This window comes from Herbaspirillum lusitanum (genome assembly GCF_026127345.1).
GTDB lineage: Bacteria > Pseudomonadota > Gammaproteobacteria > Burkholderiales > Burkholderiaceae_D > Herbaspirillum > Herbaspirillum lusitanum.
Genome location: NZ_QXFG01000008.1, coordinates 1,080,628 through 1,107,230, shown reverse-complemented (window position 1 = coordinate 1,107,230; position 26,603 = coordinate 1,080,628). Strand labels below are relative to the sequence as shown.

Below are 26,603 nucleotides of genomic sequence, written 5' to 3'. Positions count from 1 at the left end.
GCGGCGTTGGGGAAAAGGGAAGATAAATGACCGATAAGACAGGGAGGGGGCTGCGACAGGCGTCCGCAATGGCCTTGATGTCCGTGGCGGCGCTGTTGTCCGCGGCGGCGTCGGCGCAGAACGCAATGACGCCCGACTTGGGCAAGCTGATGGCTACGGCTGGCGTGGTCCAGGTCGAAGGCGCCGGCGGCGGCGGCCTGGTGCCGTGGGCCACCATCACCGGCTACGGCACCCGCGACAGTTACGGCGCCAATGTGCATTACACCTATGTCGGCACCCAGGACTACGCGCTGGCCTCGTACGGCGTTGCCGTCGGCATCGCCGACCGCGTCGAGCTGTCGGTGGCCAAGCAGCGCTTCACCGGCAGTTTGGCGCCGCTCAACAACCTGCGCATCGATCAGGACATCTACGGCGTAAAGGTCAAGCTGGCCGGCGACATCGTCTACGACCAGGATACCTGGATGCCGCAACTGGCGGCCGGCGTGATGGTCAAGCGCAACAACGGCATCGGCGGCCTGGGCGCAGTCACCAACGTCAAGGATCTGGGCGCGAAGAGCGATTCCGGCATCGACTATTACCTCGCGGCGACGAAACTGTTCCTTGACCAGAGCCTGCTGCTCAACGCCACGGTGCGCGCCACCAAGGCCAACCAGATGGGCATCTTGGGTTTCGGCGGCGACAAGGGCGATCGCTACCAGGCCATGCTGGAAAGCTCGGTGGCTTACCTGCTCAATCGCCAATGGGTGATCGGCGCGGAATACCGCATGAAGCCGCGCAACCTCGGCGCCGACAACGAGAAGGATTATTACGACGCCTTCGTCGCCTGGTTCCCAAGCAAGAACCTGTCGCTGACGCTGGCCTACGTCTCGCTCGGCGACATCACCATTTACAATCCCAAGCGCCAGGACGGCGTCTATCTTTCCGTGCAGGCGGGCTTCTGATGAAAAATCCGACGATAACATCGGGCTGGCTGGCCGCGATTCTGGTAGCGCTGACTGTGTCCGCGACCGCCTTGCCGGCCCACGCCCAGAAAGTCGACGACAGCCTGTACCGCGATCTGGGCGGCCTGGATGTGCTGACCAAAGTGGTCGACGACACGTTGGCGCTGGCGCTGGCCGATGTCCGGATCAAGGACACCTTCAAGGAAACCGACATGAAGCGGCTGGCCAAGCTGATCACCGAGCAGTTCTGCGAACTGAGCGGCGGTCCGTGCAAGTACAGCGGCGACCCGATGAAGGAAGTGCATCAGGGGCTGGCGCTCAACAACATGCAGTTCAACGCGCTGGTGGAAGACCTGCAGGCGGCGATGGACAAATCGGGCATCCCTTCGCGCACGCAGAACAAGCTGCTGGCCTTGCTGGCGCCGATGCAGCGCACCGTTGTCACAAAGTAAAGAATCGGGCCGGGCAGAATATATTTTCGCGGGAGCGGAATAAAACCCGTGTTGCACACGTCTACCGTGCATGGGTAAGGCAAAACCGCGCAACCCTGCAACGAAAGGAATACCGCCATGAAACTGCTCCCACTGTCCCTGCTGACATTGACCTTGCTGTCGTCCGCCGTACCTGCCGCCTTTGCTGAAGAGATGGCCGTCAAGAAAACCGACGACGTCCTCGTCACCACCAAGGGCATGACCGTCTACACCTTCGATAACGATCCGGTAGGCAAGAGCGTCTGCAACGGTCCTTGTGCGACTGCCTGGCCGCCGGTGGCGCCGGTCGGCACGCCGAGCGCACCGTTCTCGGTGATCAAGCGCGACGACGGCAGCCCACAGCTTGCCCTCAACGGCAAGCCGCTGTATCTGTTCGCTTCGGACAAGAACCCGGGCGACCGTAACGGCGACAACTTCAAGAACATCTGGCACGTCGTCAAGAACTGATCCGTCTCCATCTCCATCTCCATCTCCAACTCCCAGCCTGAGCCCATGTCCGACGAAAGCCATCTGCTGGCTTGCCTCCCGCGCCTGCGCCGTTATGCGCGGGCGCTGGTGGGCGATCGCGCCGGCGCCGACGACCTGGTGCAGGACACCATGGAGCGCGCCTGGCAAAAGCTGTCGAGTTGGCGCAAGGGCAGCGACATGCGGCCGTGGCTGTTCAGCATCATGCACAACCTGCACGTCGACCAGCGCCGCAAGCCGGTGATTCCGACGGTCGCACTGGATGACGAAGATGCGCTGGCGACGCCGGCTTACGCGCCGGACCGGCTGGTCGGGTATGACCTCGAGTCGGCCCTGCGCCTGCTGGCGGCCGAACAACGCGAGATTTTATTGCTGGTGGTGCTCGAAGAGATGACTTATGAAGAAGTGGCCGCGACGCTGAGCATCCCGCTCGGGACCGTCATGTCGCGCCTGTCGCGCGCCCGCGAGCGCTTGCGCGCGCTGGTCGAGGGACGGCCCCGGCATTCGACGTTGAAGGTGGTCAAATGAACCCGAACCCGTTAGCGGTTACCGAAGCCGATCTGCAGGGCTATGTCGACGGCTTGCTGCCGCAGGAGCGGCTGGCCGACGTCGCCGCCTGGCTTGAACACAATCCGGAAGAGGCTGAGCGCCTGCGCACTTATCGCCACCAGAACCAGGCCTTGCACCTGCTGTTCGATCCGGTGCTGGACGAACCGCTGCCGGCGCGCCTGGCGGCGCGTCCCAGCAGTAATTGGGAAGTGCTGCGGCGTTACGCTGCGGTGTTCATCGTCGCCATTTTTGCCGGCGCCGGCGGCTGGTATCTGCACGGCGCGGCGCAGTCGTCGCCGGTCGGCTGGATTGCCGCAGCGGCGGGAGCGACGCGCGTGGATGCGCCGTTGATGATGGCGCATCGGGCCGCAGTGGCGCACGCTGTCTACACCCCTGATCCGCGTCGCCCGGTGGAAGTCGGCGCCGAGCAGGAAGAAGCGCTGGTGCGCTGGTTGTCCAAACGCATCGGCGCCGATGTCCGCGCGCCCAAGCTTGCGCCGCTGGGTTACGAACTGATCGGCGGGCGTTTGCTGCCGGGCCAGAGCGCACCGGTGGCGCAGTTCATGTACCACGATGGCGCGGGCCGGAGACTGACCTTGTACGTCTCCACCGACCAGGTGCAGAACAAGGACACCGGCTTCCGCTTTGCGCAGGAAGGCACGGTCAACGTGTTCTACTGGATCGACGGCAAGTTCGGCTACGCCTTGTCGGGCAGCATTGACCGTACGGAACTGGCGCGCATCGCCAACAATGTCTACGAGCAGCTGGACAAACCGGCCCGATAGAACTCAGGCTGATCCTAGGCCGATTCAGGTCCGTCCTGCGCCGCTGCCGTGGCTGCTGTCGCGCGGGGCGGGATGAAGAAGTCCGCCGGTTTCCTCAGGAAGCGCGCACACAGGGACTTCAGCAGCGGCCAGCCGTGGCGGAACTTCACCTGGCGCGAACGCAGCGCCACGAACAGCGCCAGCGAAAAACTCACCCACAGGTTCACGGTCCCGATGGCCAGCACGCCAAAGGTCGAGAGGGCGATCACGCCCCAGCTCACGGCATGGTCGAGGCCGACCAGCGCAATGGCGAAATTGGTCGCCGCGAAGGTGATGTGGCGGATGTCGATCGGCAGCCCGAGCAGGAAGCCGACGGTGCCGATGGTGCCCAGCAGGATGCCGAAGTAGAAATTCCCCATCAGGCCGCCCAGGCTGATCTCCAGATAATCCCCCAAGCGCGCCGTACGCGCCTTGCCCAGCAAGCGGCTGAGCCAGTGCGCACGGACCACTCGCTGCGACATGCGCGTATAGAGCGCCTTGTTGTCGTAATAGCCCGAGATCAAACCCGCCAGGAACAGGCAGACGCCCGCAATCGCCGCATGGAACAGGGCGAGGCTGGAGAATGGATCGATGTCGTGCAGCAGATGCTGCGCCTTGTCCGGCGCGACGAAGTGATGGCCGGCCAGGAGAAAGTAGCCGCTCGCCAGCAGATATGCCACCGGGAAGGCGATCGTCAGGTTGCCCAGCACCGCGACGAACTGCGTGCGGATCACCTTGACGATCAGTTCGGTCAGGCTGTCGAGATCGAGGTTGCGGCCATCGCTGCTGTGCAGCCCGGCGGCGATGCGCGAGGCGGTCATGGCCGGCTGCTTGGTCGCCACCGTGAAATGCAGCACGTGGATCAGCATGAAGCCGAGCGAATAGTTCATGCTGAACAGGAAGGCTTCCACCAGCGGCGCCGCCCGCAGATAGGAGAACAGTATCTTGATCATCGACATGAAGCCGATGACGAAACCCGCGCCCGCCGCCGATTTGTACATGGCGGCGTATTCGCGCCGGTCCTCGGCGATGTAGTGCTCGCCGGTGCGGCTGGCGTTTTCGGTGATGTTGCGCGCCAGCAGGTTGATGTTGGCGGCGAACAGGTCGCGTACGGTGTACTTGCGGTTGTGCGCTTCGATCAGTTCCAATCCCAGTTCGAGGCCGATGGCGCGCTTTTGCGTTGCCAGCGCCGCTGCATTGTCAGGCTTGCCGACGTCGACCAGCGACAGCAGTTTGCGCAGACGGTCGAGATGCTGGTCCAGGCGCACCAGCCGGTAAGTGACGGCGATGCTGGTGCCCAGGCGCAGCGTGCTCTTGCGGATGCGGGTGACGACTTCCTGGCATTGATCCAGCATCACCAGTACGTGGCTGGCGTCTTCCAGCGGCGTCGGGTCGCCATTGAGATGATGCATGTAGCCGTCGAGGTAGCGGTGCAGTTCGACGTTCTGCATCAGGAACGGCGATTCGAAGGCCTTGACGTCGCTGTAGATGCGGATCAGCTCCGGCTCGATGCCGATCGCGCTGATGCGGTAGGACAAGACCTGAATCGCCAGCAGGATCTCGGTCAGGGTCTTTTGCTCGTCGAACTTGTCGGACGTGTCGATTTTGGACGGCAGTTCATCATCGGCGTTTTGCAATACCTCGAACAGCGCAACCCAGTCGTCGACCGGCACCGCGTGCATCCACAGATAGTCGGTGTTGAAGGGGAACAGTTTTTCCAGGCAGTCGGACAGATAGCGGTCATCCAACGCCGGCGGCAGCACGCGGTAAGCGAGGCGGCGATGCAGCTCGGAGAAGAAGCCGTCATTCGACAGGATGCCAATGTCGGTGTACAGGCCGGTCTGGCGACGCACCGACAGCAGGTGTAGCAAGTAATGGCGCAGCGCGGCGGCGTGGTGCGGATGCTGCTGCAGCAAGTGCGTCAGCGTGCGCACATTGGTGATGGCGAGTTCGGGCGCTTCGCGCTTTTGCGGACGCAAGACCTTGACCAACGCAATGGCGTGGTCGAGTTCGCTGCCGGCGGAGGTGGTGGCAAGAGCGGCGCTGATTTTTTCTAATAGCTGGAGCATGGATGCAATAAAAGATAAACGGAGGCCAGTGTAAGCGGTTTAGGGGCGCAATCTTAACCTGTGTAAAACAAAGATAAGGACATGTGATTTTCGTAAAGAGATGTCAGATTGTGTCGCTAACGGGGAGTTGCATCAGCCTGGTCAGTTAGTAAAAGGAGTCATCATGGAGATCGCATCTCTGGCAACGGGCGTCGCAACCGCCTGGCTGGCGAAAAAAGCTGTGGAAGGGATAGGGTTGGACCTGACCAAGGTCGCCAATCATGTGGTCGACGACGTGATCGGCCTGGTCAGTCCGGCCCTGCCAGCCAACCCGAATATCGGCCGTCTCATCAATACCAAGGCCTGAGGGAAGGAAACCGGATTGCGTGGGTTTCCATTCAATCGCATCCTGCAAGGGGTGCGATTTTTTTTGGCCGCGAGCTACTGCGGACGCGCATGGTAATTTGGTAAGTCTTTGTTTTATTGGCAATAAATCGCCTAAAAACCGTAAAGATTTTTGTAAATTCTCTTGATTGACGTAAAGAAATACGAAAGGATGACGTTATAGGATGACATCATCAAAGGAGTGAATCATGGACGTTGGTAACATTCCCGCGGTCGCTTCGGCGCTTGCTTCGAAAGAAGCCAGTGATTCCGTCAATATCGCGATGCTGAAAAAGGCGCTCGATGTCCAGGCTACGACTGCCGTGGGCCTCTTGAATGCCTTGCCTTTGCCTGCCAATCCGAACATCGGCCGCAACGTCAATACTGTTGCCTGATTCTTGATTGTCAGTCTTATGCTTTGAAATCGCCCTCCGGGGCGATTTTTTGTTTCCGGCGGTCTTTTAGTTTCATTGAATTGCATAATAAATTAGTCATTTTATATTTTTGACTAATTTATTATGCAATTCCTTGCTTTCTCAGAAATGCATAATAAAATGGACATTGAGCCCATTAGCACAATTTATTATGCAATCACTTCTCGCCCTCGGCAGTCAGATCCGCAGCACCCGTAAAGCCCGGCAACTCAGTTCGAGCAGCCTGGCCGAGCGCAGCGGCATTCATCGCAATACCCTGCAGGCGCTGGAAACCGGCAAGGGCAATATCGAACTCAGCAAACTGCTGTCCATCTGCGCCGAACTCGGCCTGGAGCTGTTGCTGGTGCCGCAGGAAGTCTCGGCGCAGCGTGCCGCCGAACAGGGCGGCGAGGGTGAGCGCACCGAATTGTCCGAGCGCCTGCATACCTTGATGAGGAACGGATCATGAGCATGTTGCGATCCCTGCGCATCCGGCTCGGCGTCACCGAGGTTGGTTCGCTGTTTGCGCTCGATGATGGACGCGTGTATTTCCGCTTCGACGACGCCTATGCCGTTGACCCGAACCGGCCGGTGTTGTCGCAGCTGTATCGCGGCTCGACCGAAGAGCGCACCGTCGCCCAATTGCTCAATCCCGCACTGGAAGCCAATCGTGGCGACGGCAAGGGCGGCTTGCCGGCGTTTTTCCAGAACCTGTTGCCGGAAGGCCAGTTGCGCAAGCACCTGATCGAGCGCGCCGGTCTGGCGCCGGATGACGAATTCGGCCTGCTGGCGTATTGCGGCAAGGATTTGCCGGGCGATGTGTCGGCCTTGTCGGAAACCCTCGACGACCGGCATCTGGGCCGCCTGATCGGCCAGGGCCGCGACAGCTACGAAATGAGCGCCGGCCAGTTGCCCACGCCCGACGGCGAATCGATCTCCGGCGTGCAGCCCAAGATCGGCCTGGTGCGCGCAGCGGGCGGTCGTTATGTGATGCGTTCCAAGGATGCGCGCGGCGCGCATTTCATCGGCAAGCTGCCGGCCTCGGATTATCCGCAAATGCCGGAGGTGGAATTCTCCTCGCTGGCGCTGGCGCGCGCTGCCGGTGTGCAAGTGTGCGAGCACGAACTGGTGCCGCTGACGGCGATTGCGGATCGTCTGCCGTTCGGGCTGCGCAGCGACGCCGAGAATTTCCTGCTGATCCATCGCTTCGACCGCGACGCCGGCACCGCGACCGGTCGCTTGCACATGGAAGACTTCGCCCAGATCACCGGCACCCCGGCCGCGGCCAAATATGCCGGCACCTATGCCGCGCTCGGCGTGGTGCTGCTGGAACGCAGCGTCAAGGGCGAGGAAGACCTGTTCGAACTGCTGCGCCGGATCAAGGTGAACGAACTGCTCGGCAATTTCGACGCCCATCTCAAGAACTTCAGCATGCTGTATCGCACGCCGCAAGCGGCAGAGCTGTCGCCGGCCTATGACATCGTGGCCTATTCGGCTTACCTCGCCGGGCATGGTCACGCCTTGGCGTTTGCGCCCGGCGAGAAGGCGCGCCAACTGCTGACGCCGGCGGTGCTGCGCGAGCTGGCCAACATCTGGCGCATCCCCGAACCCAAGCTGCAGATGGTGCTGGTCGACACCGTCGAGCGCGCGATGCAAAGTTGGCCTGAGCTGCTGCGCAGCCTGCCGCTCAACGACACCCAGTGCAGCCGCATCAAGGCGCATCTGGACAACAACCCCAGCGTGATTGCCTGGCAGCGCCGCGCTGCGCGCAAGATCAGCGGTAAAGCGTGATGAAGGACGGTACAGAGGAACGCACAAGGGAACGCACATGAGACCGACCGCACCTTTGCCGCTCAAGGACGGCGTCGCCCCGAGTTATCTGTGGTTGCAGGATGCGGCTGGCGTGTGGAACAACATGCTGGATTTTCTGACGGCGCGCTTTCCCGGCGTGACGGAGGAGGCGTGGCGGCAACGCATGGCGCGCGGCGAGGTGGTCAATCAGGATGGCGTCGCGCTGGCGCCGGACTCGGCTTACCGGCGCGGCGACTGCCTCTTTTACTACCGCGACCTGGAAGGCGGCGAAGCGCCGATTCCTTTCACCGAGCAGATCCTGCATCAGGACGCCCATCTGCTGGTGGTCGACAAGCCGCATTTCGTGCCGGTGATTCCGACCGGCCGCTTCCTGCACGAAAGCCTGCTGGTGCGCCTGAAGAAGAAAACCGGCCTGGCCGACCTGACGCCGATCCACCGGCTCGACCGCGAGACCGCCGGCGTCATCCTCTTTTCGCACAATCCCGCCAGCCGCGGCGCGTACCAGGCGATGTTCCAGCAACGCACGATGGACAAGACGTATGAAGCGCTGGCCGGGCTGCTGGAGGGACGCAGTTTCCCCTTCACGCATCGCAGCCGCATGGTCGACGCCGACAAGTTCTTCCTGATGCGCGAAGAAGAGGGCGCGCCCAACTCGGAGACGCACGTCGATCTCATTGAGCGGCGCGGCGCACTGGGTTTGTATCGCCTCAATCCGGTCACCGGCCGCAAGCATCAGTTGCGCGTGCACATGGCGGCGCTCGGCATTCCCATCGTCAACGACAACTTCTATCCGCACGTGGTGCCGGCGGGGACGGCGGACAACTACGACGCGCCGCTGAAACTGCTGGCGCGCTCGATCGCCTTCACCGATCCGCTCAGCGGAGATGTGCGCTACTTCGAAAGCCTCAGGACCCTCTAGTTTTTCTGCTGTTTTTCTGCTCCTCAGGCGTGTCCCAGCATCAGATCCAGGTTCTGCACCGCTGCCCCGGAAGCGCCCTTGCCGAGATTGTCGAATACCGCCGACAACAACACATGTCCATGTTCTTCATTGATGAACACGCCCAGATCCATGTCGTTGGTGTTGTTGAGCGCCTGCGGATTGAGATGCGTCAGCGTCTTGGTTTCTTCCAATGGGATCACGCGTACATGCGCGGCGCCGGCATAGTGGCGCTCCAGCGCGGCATGCAGTTGCTTGCCCTCGACGCCGGCCGCCAGCAGGCGCAATTCCAGCGGGATGGTCAGTACGATGCCCTGGCGGAAGGCGCCATAGGCCGGTACGAAGATCGGACGATGATCGAGACCGGTGTAGCGTTGCATTTCAGGCGGATGTTTATGCGACAGCGCGGTGCCGTACAACTGGAAGGCCGGCGCCTGTGCGCCTTGCGGGCCTTCATATTGCTCCACCGAAGGGCGGCCTCCGCCCGAATAACCCGACACCGCATGGACGCTGGCCGGATAGTCGCGCGGCACCAGGCCGGCTTCAATCAGCGGACGCAACAAGCTGATCGCACCGGTCGGGTAGCAGCCAGGATTGGTCACGCGCGAGGCCGTCGCGATGAGCCGCGCCTGGCCGGCATCCATTTCCGGGAAACCGTAGACCCAGCCCGCAGTGGTGCGATGCGCGGAACTGGCGTCGATCACGCGCACGGCCGGATTCTCGATGGCGGCAACCGCATCGCGCGCGGCGGCATCCGGCAGGCACAGGATGGCGATGTCGCAGGCGTTGATGGCTTCGGCGCGACGGCGCGCGTCCTTGCGCTCGGCCGCCGGCAGCGTCGCCAGTTGCAGGTCGCTGCGGTCACGCAGGCGATCGTGGATCAGCAGACCGGTGGTGCCCTGGTCGCCGTCGATGAAAACAAGTGGTTTGGCCATGATCACGTTCCTTCGCTGAACAATTGGGATGGATGAGGCACTCATCTTCGGCGTCTTGCTAAAATAAGAAAAGTTGAATTTAATAACGACAACATTCAGTTTTACTGATTTAACTTCTTTAGCCTGAGGTTTGCCATGAGAGAAATCAACCTGGATCGCCTGCGCACGCTGGTCGCCATCTCCGACCACGGGTCGTTCGCCGAGGCGGCGCGCGTGCTGCATCTGGCGCCGCCGACCATCAGCCTGCACATCGCCGACCTGGAGGAACGCATCGGCGCCGCCTTGCTGTCGCGCAAGCGCGGCCAGATCCGGCCGACCACCATCGGCGAAACCCTGATCGAGCGCGCGCGCCGCCTGCTGGCCGATGCCGAACAGGCGCTGGAAGACGTGCAGCGGCAGGTGCAGGGACTGGCCGGGCGCGTGCGGCTGGGCGCTTCGACCGGCGCCATCGCCCATCTGCTGCCGCAGGCGCTGGAGGTGCTGGGCCAGGATCATCCCGGCATTGATGTGCAGGTGGAAGTATTGACCTCGCAGGACACGCTGACCCGGCTCAGCGAAGGCACGCTCGACGTCGGCCTGGTGGCCTTGCCGCAGACGCCGGTGGCGCGGCTGGTGGTGCAGCCGTGGCGGCGCGATCCGGTGATGGCCTTCCTGCCGTCCGGCTGGCGCAGCCCGGCCCAGGTCACGCCCGAATGGCTGGCGGCGCAACCGCTGATCCTCAACGATGCCGGCACGCGCCTGTCGCACCTGACGCAGGAATGGTTTGCCGGAGGAGGGCAACGGCCGGCGCCGCGCATCCAGCTCAACTACAACGATGCGATCAAGAGCCTGGTGGCCGCAGGTTACGGCGCGACGCTATTGCCGCACGAGCAGGGCGCGCCGCTGCCCGATCCGCGCGTACAGATGCTGCCGCTGCGGCCGGCCTTGTGGAGACAACTGGGGATTGCGCATCGCGCGGAGAATATCGAACGTCCGACGCAGCACGTGCTGGACGTGCTGTGGCGTTTCAGTCTTGACTAGGTGAGTGCTTCGCTCAGTGTCTGCTTCTCGCCGTTGGGCGCAAGTTTGAGCTGATGCAGCGAGGCCACCAGGTCGGCAAAGCGCTGGCCCTGGATCATCACGTGCTGGCGCAGCAGCTCGACGGTGCGTTCGCTGTCGCCGGCGATGATGGCGTTGACCACGCCTTCATGCTCGTCGTAAGACCGTTTCAGGCGGTCGCGCACGCGCAGTTGCAGGCGGCGATAAGGGCGCAGGCGACGCTGCAGTACGCGCGCCTGTTCTTCCAGGAAGGCGTTGTGGCTGCCGGCGTAGATCTGGCCGTGGAAGTCTTCGTTCTTGTAGAAATAGGTATCCGGATCGACGGCGTCGCGCGCGTCCTTGCAGGCCTGGTGCGCCGCCATCAGCGAAGCATGTTCGGCCGCCGACATGCGTCGCGCCGCCAGCCGGCCGCACATCGCTTCCAGCTCTGCCATCACTTCAAACATCTCGATCAATTGCTGCGGCCCGATCTCGGCCACGATGGCGCCGCGCCGCGGTCGCATCACGATGATGCCCATTGACGCCAGCTGAATCAGCGCTTCACGGATCGGTGTACGCGAGACGCCGAACTGCTCGGCCAGAACCGTTTCGTCCAGGTGCTGGCCGGGCGCGAGTTTGCCGACGGCGATCAGTTCTTCGATCGATTCGCGCAAGGTCTCCGAACGTTTCTTGGGGGTATCCATGGATCGATATCAAGTATGCAATGAAACCATTCTAAATCATCTTTGATGCTTGACAATGTATTTGTTTTGTAAGAACGTGTATACAAGAAATCCGCATAAAAAAGCAAGGCGACAATAAATTCAACGGTGCCGTGAACCCGGAAGAGACATCCCGGCGCCTCCAAGTTGATAAGCAGTTGGATACAACCAATGCATCGCACCACACAAAAGTACAAAAAGCAGTATTTCTCTCACCTTAAGGAGGATCAACAATGACTTCGCAAAAACGTAGAAGCATCATCGGTGCGCTCGCGACCGCGCCACTGTGGACGGCAGGTTCGTCGGCGTGGGCCCAGGGTGCGCCCACCTCGCTGAAGATTTCCCATCAATTTCCCGGCGGCACCATCAACGAAGGCGACTTCCGCGACCGCCTCACCCGCATGTTCGCCGAAGGCGTCGCCAAGCGCACCAACGGCAGCCTCAAGTTCGAGATCTATCCCGGTTCCTCGCTGATGAAGGTCAACGCGCAATTCTCGGCCATGCGCAAGGGCGCGCTCGACCTGTCGCTGGTGCCGCTCAACTACGCCGGCGGCGAAGTCCCCGAAACCAACATCGGCCTGATGCCCGGGCTGGTGACCTCGTACGCGCAAGGTTCGGCCTGGAAGAACGCCGAAGTCGGCAAGGAACTGGCGCGCATCCTGGCGGAGAAGGGCATCCTGATCGTCAGCTGGATCTGGCAGGCCGGCGGCGTTGCTTCACGCAGCAAGCCGATCATCGATCCGGCCGACGCCAAGGGCATGAAAGTGCGCGGCGGTTCGCGCGAGATGGATCTGATTCTGAAAGAAGCCGGCGCTGCGGTCGTGACCTTGCCATCCAACGAAATCTACGCCGCCATGCAAACCGGCGCGATGGATGCGGCGATGACCTCGTCGACTTCGTTCATCTCGTTCCGCCTGGAAGAAGTCGCCAAGGCGCTGACCACCGGCCGCGACAAGGCCTACTGGTACATGTTCGAGCCGCTGATGATTTCCAAGGCCGTGTTCGAAAAGCTGAGCAAGGACCAGCAAGCCGCCATCATGGCTGTCGGCGCAGAGATGGAACAGTTCGCGCTGAAGGCGGCGCAGACCGATGACGTCGCCGTCGCCGCCGTGTACCAGAAGGCCGGCGCCAAGGTGGTCGATCTCAACGCCGCCACCGTCAAGAAATGGCAGGACATCGCCCGCGCCACCGCCTGGAAAGACTTCGCCGCACGCAACGCCAGCTGCGCCAACCTGCTCAAACTGGCGGAGAAACTCCTATGAGCCACGGCTTCGAGATGCAGCCGCAGGCCAAGCCCAGGGCGCCGGCCAATGCCGTCGTCGCCGGCCTGCACCACGCGCTGGAGAAGTTCAACAAGCTCGCGGTGTTCCTGGCCATGGTCGCGCTGATGCTGACGTCGATCATCCTGACGTATTCGGTGGTGGCGCGCTACTTCTTCCACCAGCCGACCGATTGGCAGGATGAGGCGTCGGTGTTCATGCTGGTGGGCGTGATCTTCCTGTGTTCGGCGTACGTGCAATCGCTGCGCGGCCACATCGGCATCGAAGCGCTGGCCGGTTTCCTGTCGCCGCGCGCCAACCAGGTGCGCATGTTCATCGTCGATCTGGTTTCCTTCGTGTTCTGCGCGTTCTTCGCCTGGAAGTCGTGGACGCTGTTCCACGAAGCCTGGGTCGACGGCCAGACCACCTCGTCGACGTTCGCGCCGCCGCTGTGGATTCCGTATTCGATGATGGCGATCGGCATGACCGTGCTGACGCTGCAATTGCTGGTGCAGATATTGACCCGCATCACCGACACCGTACCTGCATCTGTAGCGGCCAAGGAGCAAGCATGACGCTGACGCCTTTAGTTCTCGGTTCCCTGTACGGGATCGTCACCATCCTCGTGATGTGCTCCGGCATGCCGATCGCGTTCGCGCTGGGTGTGGTGGCGACCTCGTTCATGTATTTCTTCATGCCGGCGTCCTCGCTGGATACCGTGACGCAAAACGTCTACGAAGAAATCGCATCCATCACGCTGCTGTCGATTCCCCTGTTCATCCTCAAGGGGGCCGCCATCGGCAAATCGCCGGCCGGCAAGGATTTGTACTCGGCCATCCATGCCTGGTTGAATCGCGTCCCCGGCGGCCTCGGCATCGCCAACGTGTTCGCCTGCGCCTTGTTCGCCGCGATGGCGGGTTCGTCGCCGGCGACCTGCTCGGCCATCGGCTCGGCCGGCATTCCGGAAATGCGCCGTCGCGGTTATTCGCCCGGGTTTGCCGCAGGCATCATCGCGGCGGGCGGCACGCTTGGCATCTTGTTGCCGCCGTCGATCACCATGATCCTGTACGCGGTGGCTGCCGAGCAATCGCTGGGACGCCTGTTCCTCGCCGGCATCGGACCGGGCGTGTTGCTGGTGATCCTGTTCGCCGGTTACGCCGTGTTCCGCGCCCATAAGGAATACAAGATGGCCCACGCCATCTACACCGGCGGCGGCGCCAAGTCGGCCTACCTCGACGACGAGCATTTCACGCTGGCGCAAAAGGTGGAAATGCTGCCGCGCGTGTTGCCTTTCCTGATCCTGCTGATCGGCGTCATGATCGCGTTGTATGGCGGTTTTGCGACGCCGTCGGAAACCGCCGGCCTGGGCGCCTTGCTGGCCATCGTGCTGATTGCGGTGGTGTATCGCATCTACAAGCCGCGCGAACTGGTGCCTTTCCTCAACTCGACCATCAAGGAGTCGGGCATGCTGCTGCTGATCATCGGCATGTCGCTGCTGTATTCCTACGTGATGAGTTACCTGCACATCAGCCAGTCGGCGGCGCAGTGGGTGGTCGACATGCACCTGTCGAAATGGCTGCTGCTGGCGGTGATCCTGCTGATGGTGATCGTGCTCGGCTTCTTCCTGCCGCCGGTGTCGATCATCCTGATGACCGCACCGATCATCCTGCCGCCCTTGCGTGAAGCCGGGTTTGACCTGATCTGGTTCGGCATCGTGATGACGGTGGTGATGGAAATGGGACTGATCCATCCGCCGGTCGGGTTGAATCTATTTGTGATCAAGAACATCGCGCCCGACATCCCGCTGTCGGAAGTGATCAAGGGCACGATCCCGTTCCTGGCGCTGATGTTCCTGGCCGTGATCCTGCTGTGCTTTTTCCCGGGCATTGCCACCGGCTTGCCCGACATCATCATGGGAGTGAAGTAAATGTCTGCCACCGACCGCGTCTGGAATCGTCGGCAAACCAATCGCAATGAACGCCTGGCGCGCGCAAGCAGCGTGCTCGGCAACTCGCTCGAAGGCAAGCTCTTGCCGGCGGCGCGCATTGCCGATTTGTTGTACGCCGTCATCGAATCGGGCGATCGCGTCTGCCTCGAAGGCAATAACCAGAAGCAGGCCGACTTCCTGTCGAAGGCGTTGGCCGGGCTCGATCCGGCGCGTGTGCATGACCTGCACATGCTGTTCTCGGTGCTGGCCTTGCCGGAACATCTGGACGTCTTCGAAAAAGGCATCGCCTCGAAACTGGACTTTTCCTTCTCCGGTCCCCAGGCCGGCCGGTTGGCCAAGCTGGCGTCCGCCGGCAAGCTCAACATCGGCGCAATCCATACCTACCTGGAATTGTTCGGCCGCTATTTCGTCGACCTGACGCCGCGGGTTGCCTTGGTGGCGGCACAGGCGGCGGATCGCCACGGCAATCTCTACACCGGTCCCAATACCGAAGACACGCCGGCGATCGTCGAGGCGACCACCTTCAGCAGCGGCATCGTCATCGCCCAGGTCAATGAAATCGTCGACGTGCTGCCGCGCATCGACATCCCGGCCGACTGGGTCAGCTTCGTGACCAAGGCGCCGACGCCGCATTACATCGAGCCGCTCTTCACCCGCGACCCGGCGCAAATCTCGGAGATCCAGGTGCTCATGGCGATGATGGCCATCAAGGGCATCTACGCCGAATACGAAGTCCAGCGCCTCAACCATGGCATCGGTTTCGACACCGCCGCCATCGAACTGATCCTGCCGACCTATGGCGAATCGCTCGGCCTGCGCGGCAAGATCTGCAAGCACTGGGCGCTGAATCCACATCCGGCATTGATCCCGGCGATTGAAGCCGGCTTTGTCGAATCGGTGCATTCCTTCGGTTCCGAGCTGGGCATGGAAGACTACATCCGCGCGCGTCCCGATATCTTCTTCATCGGACCCGACGGTTCCATGCGCAGCAACCGCGCCTTCTCGCAAACAGCCGGCCACTACGCCTGCGACATGTTCATCGGCTCGACCTTGCAGATCGATCTGCAAGGCAATTCATCGACAGCCACGCTGGGTCGCATCGCCGGCTTCGGCGGCGCGCCCAACATGGGCGCCGACGCACGCGGTCGCCGTCACGCCAGCCCGGCGTGGCTCAAGGCGGGTCAGCAGGCCCGGGCCGGCAAGAACACCATCCCGCGCGGCCAGAAGCTGGTGGTACAGACCGTGGAGACCTTCCGCGAACACATGCAGCCGGCTTTCGTCGACCGGCTCGACGCCTGGCAACTGGCCGAGCAAGCCAACATGCCGATCCCGCCGGTGATGATTTACGGCGACGACGTCACGCATATCCTGACCGAAGAAGGCATCGCGAACCTGCTGTTGTGCCGCACCGAAGAAGAGCGCGAGCAAGCGATCCGTGGCGTTGCCGGCTATACGCCGGTCGGCATGGCGCGCGACAAGCGCATGGTCGAGAACCTGCGCGACAGGGGCATCATCCGCCGTGCCGAAGACATGGGCATCGACAAGCGTATGGCCACGCGCGACCTGCTGGCGGCCAAGAACATGAAGGATCTGGTGCGCGCTTCCGGCGGCCTGTACAACCCGCCCAAACGTTTCAGGAACTGGTGATATGGAAACCTTGAACTATCGTTTTGAAAACGGCACCCGCAAGCTCTCCGCCAAGGCCGAACTGGTCGGCGTGGTCAGCTCGGGCAATCTCGAAGTGCTGATCGAATCAGCCGACCTGCAAGGCGGCTGTTCGATTGAAATCAAGACCGCCGCACGCGGTTTCGGCGCCATCTGGGAAGCCGTCATCGGCGACTTCAACAAACGCTGGCAACTGGCCGACACGCGCATCTCGATCAACGACATGGGCGCCACGCCGGCGGTGGTCAGCCTGCGCCTGGATCAGGCGGTGGAATCGGTCGTGGAGGCAAAATGACATCCAGTTATTTGGAAGCCAACGCGCGCGAACGCCTCGCGCAGGTGCTCGACGCCGGCAGTTTTGAAGAATTCCTGCCGCCGTCGAAGCGTATCGTGAGTCCTCACCTGGGGCAGCTTGATGCGCCGGTGTCGTTTGACGACGGCGTCGTGGTCGGACGCGGTGCGCTCAACGGCGCCAAGGTGTTCGCGGCGGCGCAGGAGGGCGGTTTCATGGGCGGCGCGGTGGGCGAGGTCCACGGCGCCAAGCTGGTCGGGCTGTTGAAGCGCGCCGTGCAGGAAAAGGCGGAAGGCGTCATCCTGCTGCTGGAAACCGGCGGCGTGCGTTTGCATGAAGCCAATGCCGGCCTGATCGCCGTGTCCGAAGTGATGCGCGCCGTGCTCGATACGCGCGCGGCCGGCATTCCGGTGATCGTGCTGGTGGGCGGCTCCAACGGTTGTTTCGGCGGCATGGGCATTGTCGCGCGTTGCGCCAATGCCATCATCATGTCGGAAGAAGGACGCCTGGCCATGTCCGGGCCGGAAGTCATCGAAACCGCCAACGGCGTGGAAGAATTCGACTCGCGCGACCGCGCACTGGTCTGGCGTACTACCGGCGGCAAGCACCGTTACCTGCTGGGCGATTGCCACGGCATCGTCGCCGACGATACGGCCGCGTTCCGGGAAGCGGCGACGCGCACGCTGCAGGGATTCAAGAATAATCCGACCGCGCTGAGCCTGCAGGCGCTGGAAATCGAACAAGCCATGTTGGAGCAGCGCATCGCGCGCTTCGGCGACGCTGCTGATCCGCTGGAAATCTGGCAACGCCTCGGCATCGACAAGCCGCAAGACATCGCCATGCTGGAGGCGGCGGCGTTCACGGCACTGGCTGAACCGTATCGCGTGAAGGGGCAAGCATGAGCTGGCAAACACTGGCCGACGATTTATTCCCGCAAGGCCACAGCATCACCGAAAAGGCCGACTTCCTGTCCGGCACGGCGCAGGTCGACGGCGAGGTCGTGACCATCGTCGGCACCACCGGCCACACGCCGATCGGCATCGAGATTGCCTTGTCGCAGGCGCAGGCCATCCTGCAGACCGTACGCGACCATCCCGGCCGCGCCATCGTCATCCTGGTCGACACGCAAGGCCAGCGGCTGCGTCACCGCGACGAGATGCTCGGCATCAACAGCTACATGGCGCACCTGGGCAAATGCATCGATCTGGCGCGCCGTGAAGGACACAAGATCATCGGCCTCGTCTATGACCAGGCCTTGTCGGGCGGCTTCATCACCAGCGGCCTGATGGCCGACGCCTGCTACGCGCTGCCGAATGCGACCATCCGCGTGATGGGCTTGCCTGCGATGGCGCGCATCACCAAGGTGCCGGAAGAACGTTTGGTCGAACTGGCCAAGGCCAATCCCGTGTTTGCTCCCGGTCCTGAAAATTACCATCGCATGGGCGGCGTCGCCGAGATCTGGAACGGCGACCTGGCGGCTCAGTTGGCGCAGGGACTGGCTGCCGCGGACGGTACGGACCGGCGCGCAGCGGTCGGCTTGCAGCGCGGCGGCCGTAACTGGTCGCAACGCGTGGTCGACGCCATCGTCAGCGGCAGCGATGTCCGGCCGCTCTGAATTGTCCACCCGCCACGGGCTGGTCTGGCTGAACGAGGCCGGCTGGCTTGAGGCGCTTGCATGCGTCGCCGATGAGCATCGCTTCGCCGTGCAGCGCTGGCGGCAGCAGGACTGGCCGGCGGTGATCCGTCGGCGCGATGCCGGTTGCACAGCCGGCGAGATCTGTCTCGGTATTGCCTTGCCGCCGGATCAGGACGGCGTCAAATTGCGCGTCCCGTTGCGGATCGACTTGAAAGGCGTGCGGGCGATGCGTGCGCCGCTGGCGATTGCCGATGTCATCGAACATGCCGGTTCGCAATGGCGGGATGGCTTGCTTGAATTGCACGGCGACATTGCGGCACAAGGGCTGGAGATTGGCGTGTACGGCTCGCTGGCCTTGCAGGCGCTGACCGGACAGCCCTATTTGCGGTCGGCATCGGATATCGACCTGCTGTTTTCGCCGCTGGATCGCTTGCAACTGGAGCAGGGTGTGTCCTTGCTGCAGCAGTACGCCGCGCGCTTGCCGCTTGATGGCGAAATCTCGTTCCCGAGCGGATATGCAGTGGCGTGGAAAGAATGGGCGCAGGCCTGCGGCAAGCCCGGCAACCGCGTCCTGGTCAAGCACGACAGCGGGGTTGCCTTGCAGCGGGTGGTCGAGTTGCTGGCCGGATTGGAGGAGCACGCATGCGCGGCGTAGATCAGCTCGTTCCTTTGCCTGCGATGCGCTTGCCGGTGGCGGTGCACTACACCGAACGGCGTCGCCGCCAACGCCGGCAGCAAGCTTTCTGCCGTGAACTGGCGCGCATGGCCTTACGCAGCCTACATCAGGAACTGGCGCTGTATCCCAAACCGGGCCTGGTCTCGCCGGTAGACAACGGCAGCCATGACGACATGACTGCCGCGACTTTCTTGCGCAGCTTGTTTTCGCTGCGTCGCTATTTTTCAGACATCGCCGCCGCTGGCATGGCGGGCGCTTCATTCGGCGAACTCAAGCGCCTCGGCATCGAGGCCGAGCAACGCATGCTCAAGGCCACCGGCGGCGTCAACACGCATCGCGGCGCGATATTTTGCCTCGGCATGCTGTGTGCGGCGATTGCCTGCTGTCGAAGCCAAGAGATGACGCTGTCGCCGCAGGCGATTCGCGCGACCCTGCTGATCCGTTGGGGCGATGCGCTGACGGGGCACACCAATTCAACGAGTAAAACGGAAGAGACTGCCAGTCATGGGTTGCGCGTTGCCGCACGTCACGCCGTCGGCGGCGCGCGTGAAGAGGGTGCGCTCGGTTTTCCTTCCGTATTCGAGATCGCCTTGCCGCAATTGCAGGCCACGCTTGCGGCCGGACGCGACGGGCATTGCGCCAAGACCGACGCTTTGTTTGCGCTGATGGCGCATGTCAGCGACACCAACGTCTATCACCGCGGCGGCGCGGCGGGCGCGGCGCTGGTGCAGCAACGCAGCCGGGAATTTCTGACCTGCGGCGGCACCGCCGATGCCGCATGGCTGGAGCGTGCCGAAGCCGTCCATCATGAATTTGTGGAGCGGCGCCTGTCCCCCGGCGGCGCGGCCGACCTGCTGGCGGCGGCCTGCCTGATCCACACGATGTGTGGTGGCGAGCTGCCGGCATGAGCGAACGTTTCGCGGTTCTTTGTCCGGGACAGGGAGGCCAGCATCCTGCCATGTTCGACCTGCTGCGCGCGGATGCGCGCGGTGAACATCTCCTGCGCGAGCAGGGGCTCGATGTCCGGCTCGGCCGTCCTCCCGACCAGATTCTGCATGATCCGCAATTGCTGTTCGCCAACCGCCATGCGCAACCGCTGATCGTCGCCGCGGGACTCGCGGCCTGGCGTATCTTGCGCGACGAGCTGCCGGCGCCGGCACTGGTTGCCGGCTACAGCATCGGAGAACTGACCGCCTACGGCGTCGCCGGCGCGCTCGCGGACAACGACGCAGTTGATCTCGCCGTCGTGCGCGCCGCGTATATGGATGCCTGCCTGGCACAAGCGCCGCATCAGGGGCTGATGTCGGTCGGCGGCATCGAGTCCGGTGAAGTCGCGGAGCTGCTGCGGCGTCACGGCGCATTCGTGGCGATCGCCACCGGTTTCGATACGCTCATCGCTGGAGGGCGCAGCGATGACTTGCTGGCGGCGCAAAGAGAACTGGAAGGTCTGGGCGCCAGAACCGGTATCTTGCCGGTCGGCATCGCCTCGCATACGCCGCTGATGGAGCCGGCGCTGGCGCCGTTCACGACGGCGCTCAATGCGGTGGATTTTCGCGCGCCTGCCTGCGCGGTCCTGGCGGGAATTTCGGGACTGGAAATCCATGACGTTCCATCGGCACGCAGCACGCTCGCGCAACAACTGACGCAGACGATACGCTGGTCGTCCTGCATGGATGCCTGCGCCGAACGCGGCGTCGGCGTTGCTCTCGAACTGGGGCCCGGCTCGGCCCTGTCGCGCATGCTGCGTGAACGCCATCCTCACATCGAGTGCCGCTCGATTCCCGACTTTCGCAGTCTTGCCGGTGTAGTGCACTGGTTACGCAGCCGACTCGACTGAACCGTGTCGCTGCGCACAAGAGCCGTGCCTGCAAGCCCCCGCCCGCATCGCTTTCCAACCTACCATGCAGACCTTAGTTGACTTAAAAACAAGGTTTGCACAATGATCATTAAAACGCGAACGTACGCTTGAAATGTAACTATCAATTAGGTACATTGGACGCGTCGTTGCAGCTTAATAACAATCATAAAAATAATTGCCATATTGATAATGGCGTCTGCGTCGTTACCCATTTTTCCGCCAGAGAACGCAAGTCCGGGCAAGACCGTTGTCACAAGTGAAAAGTACGTAATCCGAACCCGTACTCCGAACCCCGAACCCATTAAGTACATCACCCATTGATGCATCTTTCGTACGGATATAAACGATGACTTCAGAAATCTCCGACAAGGAGATTACAGATTTTCAATTGTTGTTTGAATCGGTCCCGGGGCTGTTCCTGGTCTTGTTGCCCGACTTCACCATCATCGCGGTGAGCGATGCGTACTTGCAGGCGACGCTGACCAAGCGTGAGCACATTATCGGCCGCCCTCTGTTCCAGGTTTTCCCCGATAACCCCGATGATCCGGCCGCCGACGGCGTGGCCAATTTGCGTAGTTCGCTCAAGCGCGTGCTGGCAACCCAGGCGCCGCACGCCATGGCGATGCAGAAATACGATGTGCGCTGTCCCGGCGGCGACGGATTTGAAACCCGCTACTGGAGTCCGTCCAATTTCCCAGTGTTCGGCAAGGACGGGGCCATCCGCTACATCATGCACCGCGCGGAAGACATCACCTCCTATGTGCAGCTCAAGAAAGAGCGGCAGGAACTGGGCAGGCGAAGCGACCGGCCGCAGGAGTCATGCAACGCGCAGGAATTCGAAGTGCCGGCGCTGAACGGGGACATGGTCGCCGGCTTCCGGCACCTGCATGCGCTGAACCGGGCACTCAAACTGGAGATCCTCGCGCGCAACCAGCTCGAGGACGCGAACCAGGAACTGACGCGCCAATTGCAGCTCAACATCGAAAAGCTCGAGGCCAGCAACAAGGAACTGGAAAGCTTCAGCTATTCGGTCTCGCATGACCTGCGCGCACCGTTGCGCGCCGTCGACGGCTTTGCGCGCATGCTGGAGGAAGACGCCGCCGATCAGCTTGATGAAGAAGGCTTGCGCAAGCTGCAAGTGATTCGCAACAATATCCGCAACATGGGACGGCTGATCGATGAATTGCTTGAGTTTTCGCGCCTCAGCCGCAAGGAACTCAACTACGGCCATCTGAACATGAGCGCAATGGCCAAGGCCTGTTTCGACGACGCCGCGAGCACGGTGACGTCGCCGGCGACCTTGCGGCTGGGCGACTTGCCGGCGGCCGAAGGCGACATCACGCTGATCAAGCAGGTGTGGTTCAACCTGCTGGCGAACGCGCTCAAATTCAGCGCCAGACGCGAGCAGATATTGATCGACGTCAGTGCGGAATCGGTCGACGGCATCCTGACCTATACCGTGCGCGATAACGGCGCCGGCTTCGACATGCGCTATTACAACAAGCTGTTCGGCGTGTTCCAGCGCCTGCATCGCGCGAGCGAATTCGAAGGCACCGGCGTTGGCCTGGCGATCGTGCACCGCATCGTCACGCGCCACGGCGGCCGGGTCTGGGCCGAGGGGGCAGTCGGCGAAGGCGCGGCATTCCACTTCACCTTGCCGGCGGCGACGGGAGAGCAGTCGCATGAACAACTTTGAAAAAATCGACATCCTGCCGACGCAAGACAACCTTGCGATGCCGAGCTGCCGCTGTGCGCGCGGTAAAAGAAAAAGCTCGTCAACAACGTCGAATGGGTGCAGGACTTGAGCGAGTGCTGCCAACTCGGCGTGAACAGTTTGACAGTTTGCAGGAGGAGGCCGAAAAGGCAGGGTTCTACCGGATGCTCGTCAACAAAATGCCGGCATCTTGAAAATATCGGGGACGGGGATGAGAAGACGTACGTTAAAAATACTGATGGTGGAAGACGATCCGGGCGATGTTGAATTGTCGCGCTATGAACTGACGCGCGCCGGCATCGCGTGCGATGTCCAGCAAGTGGACACGGAAGACGCCTTCGTTGATGCCTTGAGCCGCTATCGGCCCGACATCGTGCTCGGCGATTTTTCTCTGCCCAATTTCGACGGCATGTCGGCGCTGCAAATCGTGCAGCAAATTACGCCTGACACGCCGTTCCTGTTCGTCTCCGGCACCATGGGCGAAGAGCGTGCGATCAAGGCGCTCAAGCAGGGTGCTTACGACTACGTGCTCAAGTCCAATCTGGCGCGCCTGCCGTCAGCGGTCGAACGTGCGCTGCAGGAGGCGCACCAGAATCAGATCCGCAACAAGATGGAGCAGGCGTTGCAGGCCGAACGCAATTTGTTGTCCGCGATTTTCGACACGACAGGCGCGCTGGGGCTGATGCTGGACAAGGAAGGCCGCATCGTGCGTTTCAACCAGGCGGCCGAGCGCACCACCGGCTATACGCTGTCGCAGGTGCAGGGCAAACATTTCTGGGACGTTTTCTTTCCCGCCGAGGAACTCGAACCGGTGCGCAATCATTTCCTCAATTGGCACGCGCAGACGCAACCGCTGCAATATCAAAGCCGCTGGCTTACCGCGGGCGGTGAGCGGCGCGAGATATTGTGGCTGACCACTTTTCTGCAGGAAGACCACGGCTCGGCACTCAACTATATCTGCAGCGGTATCGACATCACACAGTGGCGCCAGGCCGAAGACCGCGTCCATCGGCTCAGCAACTATGACGTCCTGACCGGCTTGCCCAATCGCAACCTGCTGCGCGATCGGCTTGAGCAGGGCATCACACGCGTCGAGCGCGAGCGTCGGCCGGGACTGCTGGCGGTGATCCTGATCGGCGTGCGCGGCGCTATCGCCGTGCGCGAGGGGCTGGGCCTGCAATTGAGCGAAGACGCGCTGGTCGAAGCCAGCCGCAGGCTGGCCGGCCTGATGCAGCACGACGCCACGCTGGCGCGTTTCGGCGACACCAGTTTCGCCATGGTGTTGCATGTGCCGGAGCAGGATCAGATCGCCATGGTCGTGCAGGAAATCATCGACATACTCGACTTGCCATATCACGTCGACGGACACGAAGGCGTTTATCTCGAATCGAACATCGGCGTGACCATTTATCCGAATGACGGCGACAACGGCGACGCCTTGCTGCAAGCCGCTGAAGTAGCCATGCACCGCGCCATGGAAAACGTCCTGGAGCGCTTCCAGTTCTACACGCCGGCGCTCAACAGCCAGGTCAGCCATCGCCTGCAGATGGCGTCGCAGCTGCGTCAGGCGGTGCAGAAGAAGGAAATGCTGCTGCATTACCAGCCGCAGGTATCGCTGAAGAGCGGCGAGATCGTCGGCGTCGAAGCGCTGCTGCGCTGGCAGCATCCGGATAAAGGCATGATCTCGCCGATAGAGTTCATCCCCATGGCGGAAGAAACAGGCCTGATCGTGCCGATCGGCGAATGGGTGCTGCGCACCGCTTGCGAACAGGCCCAGCGCTGGCATGACATGGGTGTACACGGGCTGACGATGGCGGTCAACCTGTCGGCCAAGCAGTTCGCACAAAAGAACCTGGCGGCGATGGTGCGCCGGGCGCTGGACGACAGCGGTTTCAGTTCGCATTGCCTGGAGTTGGAGCTGACCGAAAGCGCCTCGATGGAATCGCCCGAAAAGAGCATCGAAGTCATGAAGCTGCTCAAGGCGATGGGCGTGCGGCTGTCGATCGACGATTTCGGCACCGGCTATTCCAACCTCAACTATCTCAAGCGTTTTCCAGTCGATCAGCTCAAGATCGATCGCTCCTTTGTGCGCGACGTCGGCACCGACGCCGACGATCTCGCCATCGCGCGCGCCGTGATCGCGCTGGCGCGCAGCCTGCATCTGGAAGTGCTGGCAGAGGGCGTGGAAGACCTGACGCAATACGACATCATGAAGGAAAACGGCTGTGACAAGGTGCAGGGCTATTACTTCAGCAAGCCGCTGGCGGTGGATGAATGCACGCGGTTATTGCAGGCGCGTTCGCCATTTTCCTGAGGGCCTCGTCGACTGCTGTTTTGATGGATAATCGGACCCCATGAATTCCGTCATGCACTCCACTCCGACGTCTTTCCGCGGCCTGTTGCTGGCAGCCGGAAAAGGCACGCGCTTTAATCCCGCCGGCATCGGCAACAAGTTGCTGACACCGCTGCCCGGAAGCGATCAGGTGATTGCGGTCGTCGCGGCGCGCGCCATGTTGCAGGTGTTGCCGGTGCTGGCGGTGGTTGGTGCAGCCGACAGCGAACTGGGGCGGCGGCTGGCTGAGGCGGGTTGCGAAGTGATCGGCTGCGACGACGCGGATGCCGGCATGAGCGCTTCGCTGATGTGCGGGATACGGCAGGCGCGGGATGCCGAGGGCTGGATCATTGCGCTGGCCGACATGCCGTATGTGCAGGCGGCGACGCATCGCGGTTTGCTGGCGGCGCTGAAGGATGGCGTGCAGATCGCCGTGCCGACCTATCAAGGCAAGCGCGGCAATCCGGTCGCTTTCGGCCGCAGCCATCTGGACGGCTTGCTGGCATTGAGCGGCGACCGTGGCGCACGGACCTTGCTGCAAGAGTTTCCCGTCAACGAAATCCCCTGCAACGATCCCGGCATCCACCGCGATATCGATACGCGCGCCGACCTCGACGCGGGCTGAACTTCCTGAAAACTATTTGCTGAATTCGCCGACGGAGCAACTGCCGCCGGAGTTTTCGTTGCCGCCGCTGTTTGCGTTTGCGTCAGGCAAGGGATCGGTACGCGCCGCATGCGTTTGCGAGATGCTCACGCCATTGCGGATGGCAGTCATTTCGGCGAGGACAGCGATGGCGATTTCGGGCGGCGTGCGCGCCCCCAGGAACAAGCCGACCGGACCGTGCAGCTTGTCGATCTCGGCCGAACTGATGTCGAACAGCGCCAGCCGCTCGCGCCGCTTGATGTTGTTGGTGCGAGAACCGATGGCGCCGATATAGAAGGCCGGCGACTTGAGCGCTTCGATCAGCGCCATGTCGTCCAGCTTGGGATCGTGGGTCAGCGTCACTACGGCACTGTTGGCGTCGAGCTGCAGGCGCAACAGCAAGTCGTCGGGCATCTCGCCGGACAATTCCACGCCCGGGATGTCCCATTCATGCAGGTATTCTTCGCGCGGATCGCAGACGATGACCTGGTAGTCGAGCGCCAGCGCGAACTGCGCAACGTAGCGCGACATCTGTGCGGCGCCGATGATGACCAGGCGATAACGCGGACCGTAGGGTGCGATCAGCTTGCGATCCTGCACCACGGTCTGGCGCGCCTCGCTGTCGGTGGCGAGCGTGGCGGCGCCGGTGTCGAGGTCGAGCGTGCGCGTAACGCGCAAGCCCTGGCGAACGGCCGCCAGCAACTCGGCAATGCGCGACTGCGCGGATACCGGCTCCATCATGATTTCCAATGTGCCGCCGCAGGGCAGGCCGAAGCGGTGGGCTTCGTCGGCGGTGAGGCCGTAGGTCAGTGCGAACGGCAGCGTCCGTTCCAGCTCGCCGCCCTGGATGCGGCGGATCAGGTCGTCCTCGACGCAGCCGCCCGAGACCGAACCACGCACATGGCCGTCGCCGCGAATCGCCATCATCGAGCCCACCGGACGCGGCGCCGATCCCCAGGTATGGGTGACGGTGCCGAGCAGGACGCGATGGCCTTGCTCGTGCCAGGCGAGGGCGGTGTTGAGGACGTCGAAGTCGATGGATTCCATGTGCAGGTTTTCCTTC

Annotated in this window: 28 protein-coding genes; 24 read left to right on the top strand and 4 right to left on the bottom strand. The window is 62.3% G+C overall.

Features of this window, described 5'->3' with window-relative positions; all coding sequences use genetic code 11:
- The first annotated feature begins 68 nt into the window (after positions 1-68).
- From DXT88_RS13395 to DXT88_RS13375, 5 genes are all read left to right on the top strand, one after another.
- Positions 69-941 (top strand): DUF3034 family protein, encoded by an 873-nt coding sequence (locus DXT88_RS13395; RefSeq protein ID WP_407649327.1) that lies wholly within the window; start codon positions 69-71, stop codon positions 939-941.
- A complete protein-coding gene (locus DXT88_RS13390; protein ID WP_265214054.1) occupies positions 941-1,393 on the top strand; it encodes a group I truncated hemoglobin in 453 nt (150 codons plus the stop codon). Before DXT88_RS13395 ends, DXT88_RS13390 begins: the two co-directional genes overlap by 1 nt.
- A 117-nt stretch (positions 1,394-1,510) precedes the next feature.
- The gene (locus tag DXT88_RS13385; protein WP_016832398.1) at positions 1,511-1,879 is read left to right on the top strand and encodes a COG4315 family predicted lipoprotein; all 369 of its coding nucleotides are present in this window, start codon (positions 1,511-1,513) and stop codon (positions 1,877-1,879) included.
- 45 nt (positions 1,880-1,924) lie between these two features.
- Entirely contained in the window at positions 1,925-2,425 is a 501-nt protein-coding gene (locus tag DXT88_RS13380) for an RNA polymerase sigma factor (RefSeq protein WP_016832399.1), read from the top strand.
- Positions 2,422-3,231 (top strand): anti-sigma factor family protein, encoded by an 810-nt coding sequence (locus tag DXT88_RS13375; protein WP_265214050.1) that lies wholly within the window; start codon positions 2,422-2,424, stop codon positions 3,229-3,231. The genes DXT88_RS13380 and DXT88_RS13375 overlap by 4 nt, the downstream gene beginning before the upstream one ends.
- A gap of 14 nt (positions 3,232-3,245) precedes the next feature.
- Here DXT88_RS13375 and DXT88_RS13370 read toward each other — a convergent pair whose 3' ends face one another.
- Entirely contained in the window at positions 3,246-5,318 is a 2,073-nt protein-coding gene (locus DXT88_RS13370) for a site-specific recombinase (protein ID WP_265214048.1), read from the bottom strand.
- Between the two features lie 163 nt (positions 5,319-5,481).
- Between DXT88_RS13370 and DXT88_RS13365 the strand changes: the two genes are divergently transcribed.
- From DXT88_RS13365 to DXT88_RS13345, 5 genes are all read left to right on the top strand, one after another.
- A complete protein-coding gene (locus tag DXT88_RS13365; RefSeq protein WP_116433007.1) occupies positions 5,482-5,664 on the top strand; it encodes a hypothetical protein in 183 nt (60 codons plus the stop codon).
- 226 nt (positions 5,665-5,890) lie between these two features.
- The gene (locus tag DXT88_RS13360; protein WP_016832407.1) at positions 5,891-6,076 is read left to right on the top strand and encodes a YjfB family protein; all 186 of its coding nucleotides are present in this window, start codon (positions 5,891-5,893) and stop codon (positions 6,074-6,076) included.
- A gap of 190 nt (positions 6,077-6,266) precedes the next feature.
- Positions 6,267-6,563, top strand: coding sequence for a helix-turn-helix transcriptional regulator (locus DXT88_RS13355; protein WP_016832409.1), 297 nt, complete (start codon positions 6,267-6,269; stop codon positions 6,561-6,563).
- A complete protein-coding gene (locus tag DXT88_RS13350) occupies positions 6,560-7,885 on the top strand; it encodes a type II toxin-antitoxin system HipA family toxin (RefSeq protein WP_265214042.1) in 1,326 nt (441 codons plus the stop codon). The genes DXT88_RS13355 and DXT88_RS13350 overlap by 4 nt, the downstream gene beginning before the upstream one ends.
- 37 nt (positions 7,886-7,922) lie before the next feature.
- A complete protein-coding gene (locus DXT88_RS13345) occupies positions 7,923-8,825 on the top strand; it encodes a pseudouridine synthase (RefSeq protein WP_265214041.1) in 903 nt (300 codons plus the stop codon).
- A gap of 23 nt (positions 8,826-8,848) precedes the next feature.
- Here the strand turns inward: DXT88_RS13345 and argC are convergent, their stop codons facing one another.
- Entirely contained in the window at positions 8,849-9,778 is a 930-nt protein-coding gene (gene argC, locus DXT88_RS13340) for an N-acetyl-gamma-glutamyl-phosphate reductase (RefSeq protein WP_016832415.1), read from the bottom strand.
- Positions 9,779-9,913: 135 nt separating this feature from the next.
- Between argC and DXT88_RS13335 the strand changes: the two genes are divergently transcribed.
- Complete coding sequence (locus DXT88_RS13335; RefSeq protein WP_265214038.1) at positions 9,914-10,798, top strand: LysR family transcriptional regulator; 885 nt, start codon at positions 9,914-9,916, stop codon at positions 10,796-10,798.
- On the opposite strand, the gene DXT88_RS13330 is transcribed toward DXT88_RS13335, so the two are convergent.
- Positions 10,795-11,499, bottom strand: coding sequence for a GntR family transcriptional regulator (locus DXT88_RS13330; RefSeq protein ID WP_016832418.1), 705 nt, complete (start codon positions 11,497-11,499; stop codon positions 10,795-10,797). The genes DXT88_RS13335 and DXT88_RS13330 overlap by 4 nt on opposite strands.
- Positions 11,500-11,750: 251 nt before the next feature.
- On the opposite strand from DXT88_RS13330, the gene dctP reads away from it, so the two are divergent.
- From dctP to DXT88_RS13265, 13 genes are all read left to right on the top strand, one after another.
- Positions 11,751-12,779, top strand: coding sequence for a TRAP transporter substrate-binding protein DctP (dctP, locus tag DXT88_RS13325; RefSeq protein ID WP_016832420.1), 1,029 nt, complete (start codon positions 11,751-11,753; stop codon positions 12,777-12,779).
- Positions 12,776-13,351: a TRAP transporter small permease gene (locus DXT88_RS13320; protein ID WP_265214035.1), complete on the top strand. Its 576-nt coding sequence runs from the start codon at positions 12,776-12,778 to the stop codon at positions 13,349-13,351. Before dctP ends, DXT88_RS13320 begins: the two co-directional genes overlap by 4 nt.
- Positions 13,352-13,353: 2 nt before the next feature.
- Entirely contained in the window at positions 13,354-14,703 is a 1,350-nt protein-coding gene (locus tag DXT88_RS13315) for a TRAP transporter large permease (protein WP_029363026.1), read from the top strand.
- Positions 14,704-16,371, top strand: a complete 1,668-nt coding sequence (gene mdcA, locus DXT88_RS13310; RefSeq protein WP_265214033.1) for a malonate decarboxylase subunit alpha — start codon at positions 14,704-14,706, stop codon at positions 16,369-16,371.
- Position 16,372: 1 nt separating this feature from the next.
- Entirely contained in the window at positions 16,373-16,684 is a 312-nt protein-coding gene (gene mdcC, locus DXT88_RS13305) for a malonate decarboxylase acyl carrier protein (RefSeq protein WP_016832427.1), read from the top strand.
- On the top strand, positions 16,681-17,583 hold the full coding sequence (locus tag DXT88_RS13300; RefSeq protein ID WP_265214031.1) for a biotin-independent malonate decarboxylase subunit beta: 903 nt from the start codon (positions 16,681-16,683) through the stop codon (positions 17,581-17,583). The genes mdcC and DXT88_RS13300 overlap by 4 nt, the downstream gene beginning before the upstream one ends.
- Entirely contained in the window at positions 17,580-18,296 is a 717-nt protein-coding gene (gene mdcE, locus DXT88_RS13295) for a biotin-independent malonate decarboxylase subunit gamma (protein WP_016832430.1), read from the top strand. Before DXT88_RS13300 ends, mdcE begins: the two co-directional genes overlap by 4 nt.
- Positions 18,280-18,972 carry a malonate decarboxylase holo-[acyl-carrier-protein] synthase gene (gene mdcG / locus DXT88_RS13290; RefSeq protein WP_265214028.1) on the top strand — a complete coding sequence of 231 codons (693 nt, stop codon included), beginning with the start codon at positions 18,280-18,282 and terminating at the stop codon, positions 18,970-18,972. The genes mdcE and mdcG overlap by 17 nt, the downstream gene beginning before the upstream one ends.
- Positions 18,960-19,901: a triphosphoribosyl-dephospho-CoA synthase MdcB gene (mdcB, locus tag DXT88_RS13285; protein WP_265214026.1), complete on the top strand. Its 942-nt coding sequence runs from the start codon at positions 18,960-18,962 to the stop codon at positions 19,899-19,901. The genes mdcG and mdcB overlap by 13 nt, the downstream gene beginning before the upstream one ends.
- The gene (locus tag DXT88_RS13280; protein ID WP_265214024.1) at positions 19,898-20,830 is read left to right on the top strand and encodes an ACP S-malonyltransferase; all 933 of its coding nucleotides are present in this window, start codon (positions 19,898-19,900) and stop codon (positions 20,828-20,830) included. Before mdcB ends, DXT88_RS13280 begins: the two co-directional genes overlap by 4 nt.
- A gap of 367 nt (positions 20,831-21,197) precedes the next feature.
- Positions 21,198-22,547 carry an ATP-binding protein gene (locus DXT88_RS13275; RefSeq protein WP_265214022.1) on the top strand — a complete coding sequence of 450 codons (1,350 nt, stop codon included), beginning with the start codon at positions 21,198-21,200 and terminating at the stop codon, positions 22,545-22,547.
- Between the two features lie 229 nt (positions 22,548-22,776).
- Positions 22,777-24,879, top strand: a complete 2,103-nt coding sequence (locus DXT88_RS13270) for a putative bifunctional diguanylate cyclase/phosphodiesterase (protein ID WP_265214020.1) — start codon at positions 22,777-22,779, stop codon at positions 24,877-24,879.
- Positions 24,880-24,931: 52 nt separating this feature from the next.
- Positions 24,932-25,522 (top strand): nucleotidyltransferase family protein, encoded by a 591-nt coding sequence (locus tag DXT88_RS13265; protein ID WP_265214018.1) that lies wholly within the window; start codon positions 24,932-24,934, stop codon positions 25,520-25,522.
- Positions 25,523-25,534: 12 nt separating this feature from the next.
- Here the strand turns inward: DXT88_RS13265 and DXT88_RS13260 are convergent, their stop codons facing one another.
- Positions 25,535-26,587: an XdhC family protein gene (locus DXT88_RS13260; protein ID WP_265214017.1), complete on the bottom strand. Its 1,053-nt coding sequence runs from the start codon at positions 26,585-26,587 to the stop codon at positions 25,535-25,537.
- Between the last annotated feature and the right edge of the window lie 16 nt (positions 26,588-26,603).

Coding starts and splice junctions, on each gene's coding strand:
- DXT88_RS13395 (WP_407649327.1), top strand. CDS start 69: ATGGCCTTGATGTCCGTGGCGGCGCTGTTGTCCGCGGCGGCGTCGGCG.
- DXT88_RS13390 (WP_265214054.1), top strand. CDS start 941: ATGAAAAATCCGACGATAACATCGGGCTGGCTGGCCGCGATTCTGGTA.
- DXT88_RS13385 (WP_016832398.1), top strand. CDS start 1,511: ATGAAACTGCTCCCACTGTCCCTGCTGACATTGACCTTGCTGTCGTCC.
- DXT88_RS13380 (WP_016832399.1), top strand. CDS start 1,925: ATGTCCGACGAAAGCCATCTGCTGGCTTGCCTCCCGCGCCTGCGCCGT.
- DXT88_RS13375 (WP_265214050.1), top strand. CDS start 2,422: ATGAACCCGAACCCGTTAGCGGTTACCGAAGCCGATCTGCAGGGCTAT.
- DXT88_RS13370 (WP_265214048.1), bottom strand. CDS start 5,318: ATGCTCCAGCTATTAGAAAAAATCAGCGCCGCTCTTGCCACCACCTCC.
- DXT88_RS13365 (WP_116433007.1), top strand. CDS start 5,482: ATGGAGATCGCATCTCTGGCAACGGGCGTCGCAACCGCCTGGCTGGCG.
- DXT88_RS13360 (WP_016832407.1), top strand. CDS start 5,891: ATGGACGTTGGTAACATTCCCGCGGTCGCTTCGGCGCTTGCTTCGAAA.
- DXT88_RS13355 (WP_016832409.1), top strand. CDS start 6,267: ATGCAATCACTTCTCGCCCTCGGCAGTCAGATCCGCAGCACCCGTAAA.
- DXT88_RS13350 (WP_265214042.1), top strand. CDS start 6,560: ATGAGCATGTTGCGATCCCTGCGCATCCGGCTCGGCGTCACCGAGGTT.
- DXT88_RS13345 (WP_265214041.1), top strand. CDS start 7,923: ATGAGACCGACCGCACCTTTGCCGCTCAAGGACGGCGTCGCCCCGAGT.
- argC (WP_016832415.1), bottom strand. CDS start 9,778: ATGGCCAAACCACTTGTTTTCATCGACGGCGACCAGGGCACCACCGGT.
- DXT88_RS13335 (WP_265214038.1), top strand. CDS start 9,914: ATGAGAGAAATCAACCTGGATCGCCTGCGCACGCTGGTCGCCATCTCC.
- DXT88_RS13330 (WP_016832418.1), bottom strand. CDS start 11,499: ATGGATACCCCCAAGAAACGTTCGGAGACCTTGCGCGAATCGATCGAA.
- dctP (WP_016832420.1), top strand. CDS start 11,751: ATGACTTCGCAAAAACGTAGAAGCATCATCGGTGCGCTCGCGACCGCG.
- DXT88_RS13320 (WP_265214035.1), top strand. CDS start 12,776: ATGAGCCACGGCTTCGAGATGCAGCCGCAGGCCAAGCCCAGGGCGCCG.
- mdcA (WP_265214033.1), top strand. CDS start 14,704: ATGTCTGCCACCGACCGCGTCTGGAATCGTCGGCAAACCAATCGCAAT.
- mdcC (WP_016832427.1), top strand. CDS start 16,373: ATGGAAACCTTGAACTATCGTTTTGAAAACGGCACCCGCAAGCTCTCC.
- DXT88_RS13300 (WP_265214031.1), top strand. CDS start 16,681: ATGACATCCAGTTATTTGGAAGCCAACGCGCGCGAACGCCTCGCGCAG.
- mdcE (WP_016832430.1), top strand. CDS start 17,580: ATGAGCTGGCAAACACTGGCCGACGATTTATTCCCGCAAGGCCACAGC.
- mdcG (WP_265214028.1), top strand. CDS start 18,280: ATGTCCGGCCGCTCTGAATTGTCCACCCGCCACGGGCTGGTCTGGCTG.
- mdcB (WP_265214026.1), top strand. CDS start 18,960: ATGCGCGGCGTAGATCAGCTCGTTCCTTTGCCTGCGATGCGCTTGCCG.
- DXT88_RS13280 (WP_265214024.1), top strand. CDS start 19,898: ATGAGCGAACGTTTCGCGGTTCTTTGTCCGGGACAGGGAGGCCAGCAT.
- DXT88_RS13275 (WP_265214022.1), top strand. CDS start 21,198: ATGACTTCAGAAATCTCCGACAAGGAGATTACAGATTTTCAATTGTTG.
- DXT88_RS13270 (WP_265214020.1), top strand. CDS start 22,777: ATGAGAAGACGTACGTTAAAAATACTGATGGTGGAAGACGATCCGGGC.
- DXT88_RS13265 (WP_265214018.1), top strand. CDS start 24,932: ATGCACTCCACTCCGACGTCTTTCCGCGGCCTGTTGCTGGCAGCCGGA.
- DXT88_RS13260 (WP_265214017.1), bottom strand. CDS start 26,587: ATGGAATCCATCGACTTCGACGTCCTCAACACCGCCCTCGCCTGGCAC.